Raw genomic sequence first — 10,610 nt, forward strand, 5'->3', positions numbered from 1 at the left:
ACCGATGCCGCCACGCAAGCGCGCAGCCGCCGGGCAGGGCGAACTCCCCGGCATCTCCAGCACCAAGGAGATCCAGGACATCCTGTGGAAGGCCGCCGACAAGCTCCGCGGCTCCATGGACGCCGCCCAGTACAAGGAGTTCGTCCTCGGCCTGGTCTTCCTCAAGTACGTCTCTGACGCTTTCGCCGAGCGGCAGGCGGAGCTGGCCGCCGATCCCGAGCTGGCCGCGATTCCTGAGCATCGCCGTGGCGCGTTCCTGGAGGACAAGGACGAGTACACCGAGAAGAACGTCTTCTGGGTGCCTAAGGAAGCCCGCTGGGACTACATCTCCGAGAACGCAGCTAGCGCGAAGGGCGGCGTCGGCTCGCTCCTCGACAACGCCATGAGCCTCGTGATGAAGGAGAACCCGACGCTCACCGGCGTCCTTCCGCTCATTTTCAACCGAGACAACGTCGACCAGCGGCGGCTGAAGGAGCTCGTCGACCTGATCAGTGACGCCCGCTTCACCGGCCACGGCGACCGACCCGCGCGGGACGTCCTCGGCGAGGTCTACGAATACTTTTTGGAGAGGTTCGCCCGGGCCGAGGGCAAGCGCGCTGGAGAGTTCTACACGCCCGCCAGCGTCGTCCGGCTCCTCGTGGAGATCCTGGAGCCGTACGAAGGGCGGGTGTACGACCCGTGCTGCGGCTCTGGCGGCATGTTCGTCCAGGCCAGCAAGTTCGTTGTCGCCCACGCCGGCCACGATCACAGCCACGACATCGCCATCTACGGCCAGGAGGCCAACGAGCGGACCTGGCGGCTGGCGAAGATGAACCTCGCCATCCACGGCATCGATCCCAAGGGCATCGGAACCCGCTGGGCCGACACCTTCGCCGACGACAAACTGCCCGACCTCAAAGCTGACTTCATCATGGCCAACCCGCCGTTCAACATGTCCGAGTGGGCGCGCAAGGCCGACGACAAACGCTGGGTTTACGGCACGCCGCCGCAGCAGAACGCCAACTACGCCTGGCTCCAGCACATCATCTCCAAGCTCGGCGAACGCGGCACCGCCGGTGTCGTCCTGGCCAACGGCTCGATGTCCTCCAAGCAGAACGGCGAAGGCGAGATCCGCGCCGCGATGGTCGAGGCCGACCTGGTCGCATGCATGGTCGCCCTGCCCGGCAACCTCTTCCGCTCCACTGCGATCCCGGCTTGCCTGTGGTTCCTCGCCAAGGACAAGGCCCCTCAGGGCGGTAAGGCCCTCACCGACCGGCGCGGCGAAGTGCTCTTCATCGACGCACGCAACATCGGCGATATGGTTGACCGGACCGAGCGCATCTTCACCGACGAGGACCTGGCTCGCGTTGCGGATGTTTACCATGCCTGGCGCGGCACCAAGTCCGCCAAGGCCAAGGGCAGTGTGTACGAGGATGTGCCCGGCTTCTGCTACTCAGCACCTCTGAAAGAGATCCGCGAGCACGACTTCATCCTCACCCCTGGCCGCTACGTCGGCGCCGCCGAAGTAGAAGAAGACCCCGACGCCGAACCAGCCAAGGAACGCATCACAAGGTTGACCAAGGAACTCTTCGAGCATCTCGACGAGTCAGTCCGTCTCGACCAGGTCGTCCGCGCAGAGCTCGGGAGGCTCGATGGATAGGGGAAAGACATCGATGGAACAGCTCATCAAGGACGGCGAGCTAATCCTCGGTGACGGGTACCGGACCAAACGCGCGGAGCATGGAAGACCGGGTATCCCAATCCTCCGCGTAGCCGAGGTGCTCAATGGGCGGATCGAGCCGGCGTTCGCCGACTATGTGAGTGAACACTTCCGTAGCGTTATGGGGACCAAGACCTCACAGCCCGGCGATATTGTCCTCACCACAAAAGGAACTGTGGGGCGCGTGGCGCTCGTAACTGCCCAGCACCCCGAATTTGTCTACAGCCCGCAAGTCTGCTTCTTCCGGCTAAATTCAGAGAGTGTCATAGTTCGCCGATATCTTTACTACTGGTTCAGGAGTACCGAGTTCTGGCGGCAGGCCGTCAACCATAAAGGTAAGACCGATATGGCTGACTATATCAACCTTGCAGACATCCGGTCCCTGGAGCTAAGCCTTCCCAACATTGCCGTTCAGCAAGGTATCTCAGAAGTGCTCGGAGCGTTGGACGACAAGATCGCGGTCAACGCGCGTGTTGCTGCCACTTCCATGCGCTTGGCCGCGAGTATTTTCGAAGACTCCGAGCCCACCGTGGAGTTCACCCTAGGCGACATCGCCGAGGTGTTTGATGGGCCGCATGCCACACCCAAGAAGACCGAGGACGGACCTTGGTTTCTCAGCATCAGCAGCTTGAAAAGTGGGCTGCTGGATCTGGATGAGTCTGCCCATCTCGGCGAAGAAGACTACCCACGGTGGACCAAGCGAGTACAACCCCGGGCGGGGGACGTCCTGTTCTCATATGAGACACGTTTGGGAGATGCGGCCCTGATGCTACCGACCATTCGTGCATGCCTAGGGCGGCGCATGGGACTGATCCGTTCACGTCGAACGGAGATTAGCGGACCACTGCTACTGCAAGCATATCTTGGAAATAATTTTCAAAGCGAGATCAGCAAGCGGGCCATCCATGGAGCTACGGTTGATCGGATTCCGATCAAGGAGCTTCCACGCTGGCCCATCAAGCTTCCTGCTTCGAGGCGCTGGGAACGGCTGTCCACGATGCTCAAGTCTTTGAGTGATTGCGCTACTCACCGGACACTGGAAAACCGGTCGCTAGCCCAGTTGCGCGACACCCTTCTTCCTAAACTCATGTCTGGCAGACTCCGCATACGCGACGCGGGCCGAATGGTGGAGGATGCGACATGACCCAACCTCACGAAGGGCTAATCCTCTATCGAACCGAAGACGAACGCGCTCAAACTTAGTTCCGGGCGGTACGACATAGAGATCCTGCGCGACTCGGGCAGGATCTCCCACGACAAGGCCATCTGCATCGCGCACGAGTGTTTCGCCGCGTTCAACACAAGGTTGAGAGGCTGAAGTCCTACTCGCCGATGAGGAGGCCGCCAAGGACTTCGCTCAGCTCATCAGGAAGACGTGTTCCGGATGAACCCGGACAGTATCGAGTGCAAGCCGCACCGAAAAGGAGATCAGGAGTGAGCGGAGGCAAGATGACCGAGGCCACCTGGGAGCACCTGGCCCTTGATGAGCTCGCCGAGCTGGCCTGGACCTCGAAGGCGGGTAAGGACGTCGCGCCGGGATCGGGCAGCAGGGCCTCGTGGGACGACCTGATTCTCCGGGACGAGCTGCGGGCCGCGATCGAGCAGCTTAACCCGGAACTGCCGCCGCCTGCCGTACACGAAGCTCTGACGATCGCGGTTACGCCCAAATCCCGAGAGGCGTTGCCTGAGAACAGACTCGCCCACGAATACGTCACCTCCGGCATTCGGCTTACCTTTACGGACGAGTTCGGAGCGGAGATCAGCCCAACCGTCCGCCTGATCGACCTGCGCAATCCGAACGCGAACACCTACCATGCGATCAACCAGGTCACAGTCATCGACGGGGACTACGAGCGCCGGTTCGACGTCGTCCTCTACGTCAACGGCTTACCGCTGGCCGTGATCGAGCTGAAGAGCGCTGCCGACGAGCACGCCACACTCAAGGACGCGCACGCCCAACTCCAGACCTACATTCATGAGTTCCCGATCGCGTTCCGCTACAACGTTCTCTGCCTGATCTCTGACGGTGTGACCGCCAAGTACGGCACGCCGTTCACTCCGTACGAGCACTTCGCGCCATGGAATCTAGACGACCACGGCCAGCGGGTAGACACCAACGCACCCGACCACGACGGCGAGGAAGCGCTCGTCCTTGCCCTGCATGGCCTCTTCCTCCTCTCCCGGTTCCTCTTCATAACGGCGCACTTCGTCAACTTCACTCCCGCGGGCAAGCGTATCGCCAAGCCGCACCAATACCACGCGGTGACCAAGGCGGTGACCGCCATTGTCGAAGCATCCAGGAGCAACGGTCAGGCTGGGGTGGTCTGGCATACGCAGGGATCAGGCAAGTCCGAGGAGATGGTGTGCACGGCAGCGATGGCCTCGCGGCAGCCCGCGCTCAACAATCCGACCATCGTCGTCATCACGGACCGGACCGACCTGGATGACCAACTCTTCGGCACCTTTCAGGACAGCGTGGCGCTCCTCGGTCAAGCGCCCGTCCAGGTTCAGACCCGCGAGGAGTTGCGGGACGAACTCTCCCGCCGCCGGACCGGCGGGATCATCTTCACCACTCTGCAGAAGTTCGGCCGTACCAAGGAAGAACGAGAGTCCGGCCTGGACCACCCGCGGCTGTCCGACCGGCGCAACATCATTGTCATGGTTGACGAGGCGCACCGCAGTCATTACGACAGCCTCGACGGCTACGCCCGGCACCTGCGCGACGCCCTGCCGCACGCGACCTTGATCGCCTTTACCGGGACGCCGATCTCGACGGCTGAGGTCAACACGCGTGAAGTATTCGGCGACTACATCGACATCTACGACCTCAAACGAGCCGTGGACGACGGGGCGACCGTCCGGGTCTACCACGAACCCCGGCTCATCTGGGTCTCCCTGCCACCCGGCGTGGACCCGGAGACGATCGACCAGCAGGCCGACGCGCTGACCGACGGCATGGACGATGCTGAGCGTCGCCGGGCCATGCAGTACGCGGCTCAGATGACCAACGTCTATGGCGCACCTGACCGCATCACGACACTCGCCGCAGACCTGGTGGAGCACTGGGAGAAACGTTCCGAACTTATGCGGCCCCAGTTGGGCGGCCCGGGGAAGGCGATGATCGTCTGCATCAGCCGTGAGGTCTGTGTCCGACTCTTCGACGCGATCAAGGAACTGCGCCCCGGATGGGTGGACGAGGCCGTGGACAGGGGGAAGCTAAAGATTGTCTTCCACTCCGATCCCGCCGATCCGGAGCGCTTCAGGCCACACTGGCTGCGCCCCTCCCAGCACAAGGTTGTCCAGGCACGGGCGAAGAACATCGATGACGAGCTTGAGCTGCTGATCGTCCACTCGATGCTGCTCACCGGCTACGACGCACCGCCGATCCACACCCTCTACATGGACCGGCCGATGCGCGACGCGAACCTCATGCAAGCTCTGGCCCGGGTCAACCGCCGCTTCCGCGGCAAGCAGGACGGCCTGCTCGTCGGCTACGCGCCACTCACCGACAACCTCAAGAAGGCCCTGGAGAAGTACAGCCCCAGCGACCAGGAAGACCAGACCCTCGGCCGGGACATCGAACGGGCCATCACCGAGGTCGGCAACGAGCACTCCATCATCTGCGACCTACTGTCCGGCGTGGACTGGCGACGGCTCCTGGCTGACACGTCCGTCTCTCAGCCCCGTCTTCGGGCGCTACGGCGCGTCGCGAACTACCTGCGCGACCCTCGCACCCCGGGTAATCAGGTTGAACCCGACCGCAAGAGCTTGTCGGAGCGTTTCAAAGAGCGCGCCACCCGGCTGGAGCGCTTCTACCGGCTGTGCGCCATGAGCCGCGGCATAGCCGAGCGCTTCGACAACCTCGAGGCGCTCCGCCGCGACATCGCCTTCTTCGTCGAGGTCCGCGCATGGATCGTGAAGCTAGACGCCGCCGACCGCGAAGCCAGCGGCAAGCCGCTGGCCGCCGAGGTCAGCATCTACCTCTCCCAACTCGCGGCCTCCGTGATCGATGCCAACGAGATCACCGACCTTTACGCCGAGGCCGGCATCGGGCACCTGGACATCACCCAGCTCAACGACGAACACCTGCGCAGGCTCCAGCACTCCGAGACCCCGCACCTAGCGGCCGAAGCGCTGCGCCGACTCATCGAGCAGAAGATGCGCGAGGTGACCCGGCGTAACATCATTCAGCGTGAGAAATTCACCGAGCGCCTCGAAGACCTGATGAACCGCTACATCCGGGCTCAACTCACCAGCGCCGAACTAATCGCCGAACTGGTCGCCATGGCCAAGGATGTGGCCGCTGACGCCCGCCGAGGTGAACGCTTCGACCCGCCGCTCAACGTCGCCGAACTCGCCTTCTACGACGCCGTCGCCAGCCACGGCATCGCCAAAGCGCTCATGGGCGAGGACATCCTCGCCGAGATCGCCCGCGCCCTGGTGACCGACATTCGCGCAAACCTCAGCGTCGACTGGCTCTCCCGCGAGCCTGTCCGCGCAAAGCTCCGTACCCGCGTACGCCGACTCCTGGCGCGCTTCGACTACCCCCCGGAGGAGGAACGCGCCGCCGTCGAACTCGTCATCAAGCAGATGGAGACCTTCGCCGCTGACTGGGCGCCAGGCGCACCATGACAGCCGTGACGCGTACCTTGAACCACCCCGGCTCCATCGATCGCGGGGCACATTAGAGCCCCCCGATCCCGGAGCGGTACACATTGGCGCGTCCAATGCTCGTTCACGTCCAAGGGTGTGGTGTACGGGTTTGATCCCTGACACCGGACGTCGTGGGTCGGCTGCAGGACCACGTCCGCTTCTGTGAACCGCGTGCCGAGGATGTCTCGGATCGCCTGGCCCGTCATCCGCGTCGGCCGCCTCCTCACACCCGGATGCCCCAACAGCCCCGAAGGCTAAAACCATGGTTCCGCAATCGACCCATCGGGATTTAGACCGTAGCACAGAATCAGATCTATTCTGTCAGTTACTAGACCAGGCATGATCTTGTTGCCGACTTCAGGGCGATCCGATGAAGGATCAGACTCGATCAAATGGTCGACCAGATACTGGCGGAAATCCCCGCCCGCAAGCAAGTAGGCGGGGCGAGAAAACCCTCGCCGGCGACTGCGATGCGACAAAGCTCTTCAATATTTCCTTGTCTGAGCAATAACTGAACCATTGCCTGGTGTGGGATACTATCAATACCGTCCTGCTTGGCCCATCGCTGAAGCTCCGGAAGCATATCGTTTGCCGCGTAGTAATCAGTCAGCGCATAGGCCCAAGAATCGTCATCCCGAGCCCATTCGGCCATACAGTCGACAAGCTGTGTCTCCGGAAGAAGGTGTCTGAGATCATCGCGTGCCCCGAGGTTTCCTTCCCTGGCCAATTGGATGAGTCTTGGAATGTCGCCCCTCTCGGCGAGCGCTTGGGCCAGGCCGTCATCAAGCGCTCGTTCTTCTTCTGCTTGAGGCGGATTGTAGTTATCCGGAAGGTATCGTTGAAGGACCTTCAGTGGCTCTCGGTTGCCGCTCCTTGCCTCCCTCTTCGCCAGCCGGAAGGCGCGCCAGACACCTATGGGGTTTTCCTCTAATATCCGGGCGATCTTCGAGCCCAGCGGTCCGCGACCCTCAAATATGGCGCTGATGGCCTCGGAAATGGGTCCTGGTTCGATGAGATCTATGACCCGGTCTTCCGGTGACTTCTGTTGCTTGCCCTCGGAGTCCCGGTCTAGTGGGCTGCGTCTCGGCGACGGGCCGATGCGCAGAGCGGCGTAGTAGGCTGGGGCGCTGGCATAGGGCGGATTTGTCTGGACGACGCATTCGTTGGGGAGTCACCCCGTAGTTGCGGTACAGTTCGCCGTCCGCCTCGTAAAAGAACTCTAGGAGATGTATAACGCTTCGTGGATCGCCGGAACGAATCCATTCGATGAATCGCTCGGCTAGCGCATTTCGGAGCAGCCAACTCTGCCATTCGTTGGTTAGGAACCGAAGAAGATTGGCGTCATTATGTGCCTCGGCATGGTTGACCAGCTTAAGCCGCATGAGCGACTCGCGCTCGATGGCGAACCATTTACGGTCCTCGTCGTCTAGCCCTCGCAGAATCTCGACGGCCTGACGCTGGATAGGTTCATCCGTCTTGCGATGCGCATAGGTTTGTAGATCCATCAAGAAGTCTTTCTTGCGCTCGGGAAGCGACCTTAGATGCCGGAGGATCTCGTGGTCGATATGCAAGGCTAGTTCTGCGTCGTCCTGGATGAGAGAGGTCGATCCGCGGAGGCGGCTGAGGCGAGCCATCCAACGGCGAGGATGAAGATCGCCGTCGATCGCGAACCACCGAAGCGTTTTATCGTCACCTGCGGCTTCAAGATAGGCTGTGACGCCTTCTCGTACATCCCGGCCAGCGTTCACGAGGTACATTCTGAGGTCCGAGAACTTTCCTGAATTGACGATCTGGAGGATGTACTCGGCGCGCCAGCGCTGATACACAAAATAGGCCAGCTCGGTAAGTTCCTCGGTGCGCCCGGACGAAGTCAGCTCGGCGGCAATAGCCGCCCTCACAGCTGTGCCATAGCCGGACCACTCCAGGACAGTGCCCTGCGGTTGCCCCGCGAACCCCTCGGCGACAAGATCCCGCGCAAGGCGTTCAGCGGCCACCTGCGGGAGTGTTCAGCGAAGGGTGTGACTCAGAGAATCTGAGGAGACACCATGAGTGTGCAGGAACCCCCCGAGTACTTGGAGGCCGGTCTGTCCGGTTCGCGGCGTGATGAGCAGTCGGAGGAGAGGGCCCTGGTCGGTCGGCTGGTGGCCCGGGCGCAGGCGGACGGGCGTGAGCTGGTCGGCCGGGACGGCCTGGTGGGTGGGCTGTTGAAGCTCATCCTGGAGGCCGCGCTGCAGGGCGAGATGGACACCCACCCCGGCCGGGAGCATGGCGAGCAGACAGCCGAAGGTGAGCTGGTCAACCACCGCAACGGCAGCCGGCCCAAGACCCTCATCACCGACGTCGGGCCAGTCGAGATCGACGTGCCGCGCGACCGGAACGCCTCCTTCGACCCGCAGATCGTCCGCAAGCGGCAGCGGCGGATGGGCGGCGTCGATGAGATGGTGCTGTCCTTGTCCGCCAAGGGCCTCACCCACGGTGAGATCTCCGCCCACCTCGCCGAGATCTACGGCGCGGAAGTCTCCAAAGCGACCATCACCGAGATCACTGACCGAGTCGTCGACGCAATGGCCGAATGGCAGAACCGGCCTCTCGACCCCGTCTACGCGATCTTGTTCGTGGATGCCATCCACGTGATGATTCGCGATGGGAAGGTCGCGAACCGTCCCATCTACATGGTCATCGGCGTCACCGCCGAGGGCTGCCGCGACATCCTGGGCCTATGGGTCGGCGACGGCGGCGAGGGTGCCAAGTTCTGGGCGCACGTCCTCACCGAGCTCAAGAATCGTGGCCTGAAGGACGCGCTCATGGTCGTCTGCGACGGACTCAAGGGCCTGCCCGAGTCGACCGGACAGGTCTGGCCACTCGCTGTGACCCAGACGTGCATCGTTCACCTGCTCAGGAACACGTTCCGTTACGTTCCGCGGCAGCATTGGCAGCAGCTCGCCGACGCCCTCAAATCCGTCTATACCGCGCCGACCGAGGCAGCCGCGCTCGAGCGGTGGGTCGAGGTCGCCGATACCTGGGGCGCCCGATATCCGGCGATCGTCCGCCTCTGGGACAACACGTGGGCGGAATTCGTGCCGTTCTTGTCCTTCGACGTCGAGATCCGCAAGATCGTCTGCACGACGAACGCGATCGAGTCGGTCAACGCCCGCATCCGCCGCGCCGTCCGCGCCCGCGGACACTTCCCCAACGAGCAGGCCGCCCTGAAATGCGTCTACATGGCGGTCATGAGCCTCGACCCCACCGGCGCCGGCCAGGCCCGCTGGACAAAGAGGTGGAAAGCCGCCCTCGGCGCCTTCGACCTGGCCTTCGACGGCCGCCTCACCCAGCCACGTCACTAGAAAGCAACCACCACCTGTCCCACCCTTAACTCAACACTCCCCTACAGCGACGCCCGCATACTGCGCTCACCCACCATCGACGAGCACCGGTACACGACCTCGATTGAGATCAAGAGGATGCTGCCGCCCTTCGGGCCCGTGCGGCTCGAAGCGACCTTCACCTTGTACGGACTCGGCCTCATGCACGGTCGGCTCTGCGCGCCACGCGCGGGTCTGCAGCTGGACGTGGTCGCCTCGGCCCGGCCGGTAGAGCCGTGGGAGGTCCACTTCACCGTCGGTGTGGCTGTGACACCCGCCCCCGCGAACGGCACGGTGAGCTCCCTTCCCAGGCCACTGGCCAAGGCACTCTGCCGTGCGATGGTCCCGCTGAATCTCCGGCTGTTGCTTGCGCTCGAAGTGGGACAGGACGTCCCCGTCTTCGCGCGCAAGAGGTACACATCCCCACCACGGCTCGCACGAGGTGACGGCCCCATCAGGCCCTACCGGAAGTGGGCGGCCCAGTTCTACACCTCGACCCCCGGACTCGGCCGATAAGACTCGAACACGCCCCTGACGCTGACCGACGTGGACCAGCAATCTTCAGAGTCCCTGGTGACCAACCAGGTGCGCGCCCATGACCTGCTGCGCATGTTCGTCCGTAACGGTCGCCCCAACCCGCTGGGCAGGCGTTCGCCGAGTACGGGCGGATCGACAAGGCCCTGCGCCTGCTGTCGATTGTGGACCGATCGACGACACCTACCGGCGCAGACTGAACAAGCAGCTCACCGTGCAGGAGCCGCGGCATCGGCTAGGAGCTGTTCGGAGTTCGGATCTAGGGAGGTCCGGTGGCGGCCTGGACGTGGCTGGTAGAACTCGGATGTGGCGCGCTTCGATGTGACCGATGCCGAGTGGGCGTTGATTGAGCCGTATCTGCC

6 protein-coding genes and 1 pseudogene are annotated in these 10,610 nt (G+C 62.9%); 6 read left to right on the forward strand and 1 reads right to left on the reverse strand.

From position 1 onward, the window contains the following. Positions 1 to 4 precede the first annotated feature (4 nt). The 3 genes from FVE25_RS52430 to FVE25_RS52440 all read left to right on the forward strand — a co-directional run bounded on the left by FVE25_RS52430 (position 5) and on the right by FVE25_RS52440 (position 6,331). The gene (locus FVE25_RS52430; RefSeq protein ID WP_157254920.1) at positions 5 to 1,639 is read left to right on the forward strand and encodes a class I SAM-dependent DNA methyltransferase; all 1,635 of its coding nucleotides are present in this window, start codon (positions 5 to 7) and stop codon (positions 1,637 to 1,639) included. 13 nt (positions 1,640 to 1,652) lie between these two features. Beyond that, a complete protein-coding gene (locus tag FVE25_RS52435; RefSeq protein ID WP_181019993.1) occupies positions 1,653 to 2,843 on the forward strand; it encodes a restriction endonuclease subunit S in 1,191 nt (396 codons plus the stop codon). A gap of 305 nt (positions 2,844 to 3,148) precedes the next feature. Further along, positions 3,149 to 6,331: a type I restriction endonuclease subunit R gene (locus FVE25_RS52440; protein ID WP_157254922.1), complete on the forward strand. Its 3,183-nt coding sequence runs from the start codon at positions 3,149 to 3,151 to the stop codon at positions 6,329 to 6,331. Positions 6,332 to 7,320: 989 nt separating this feature from the next. Here the strand turns inward: FVE25_RS52440 and FVE25_RS52445 are convergent. Beyond that, positions 7,321 to 8,346 (reverse strand): hypothetical protein, encoded by a 1,026-nt coding sequence (locus tag FVE25_RS52445; RefSeq protein WP_157254923.1) that lies wholly within the window; start codon positions 8,344 to 8,346, stop codon positions 7,321 to 7,323. Positions 8,347 to 8,397: 51 nt separating this feature from the next. Here FVE25_RS52445 and FVE25_RS52450 point away from each other — a divergent pair, with 51 nt between their 5' ends. The 3 genes and pseudogenes from FVE25_RS52450 to FVE25_RS56070 form a co-directional block, all read left to right on the forward strand. Then, the gene (locus tag FVE25_RS52450) at positions 8,398 to 9,696 is read left to right on the forward strand and encodes an IS256 family transposase (RefSeq protein ID WP_157254924.1); all 1,299 of its coding nucleotides are present in this window, start codon (positions 8,398 to 8,400) and stop codon (positions 9,694 to 9,696) included. Between the two features lie 117 nt (positions 9,697 to 9,813). Beyond that, entirely contained in the window at positions 9,814 to 10,230 is a 417-nt protein-coding gene (locus tag FVE25_RS57315) for a hypothetical protein (protein ID WP_219826040.1), read from the forward strand. 51 nt (positions 10,231 to 10,281) lie between these two features. Further along, a pseudogene (locus FVE25_RS56070) lies at positions 10,282 to 10,522 on the forward strand (Tn3 family transposase); the annotation flags it as partial. Positions 10,523 to 10,610: the final 88 nt, after the last annotated feature.

Origin of the sequence: Nonomuraea typhae (assembly GCF_009760925.1) — a bacterium.
Classification (GTDB): domain Bacteria; phylum Actinomycetota; class Actinomycetes; order Streptosporangiales; family Streptosporangiaceae; genus Nonomuraea; species Nonomuraea typhae.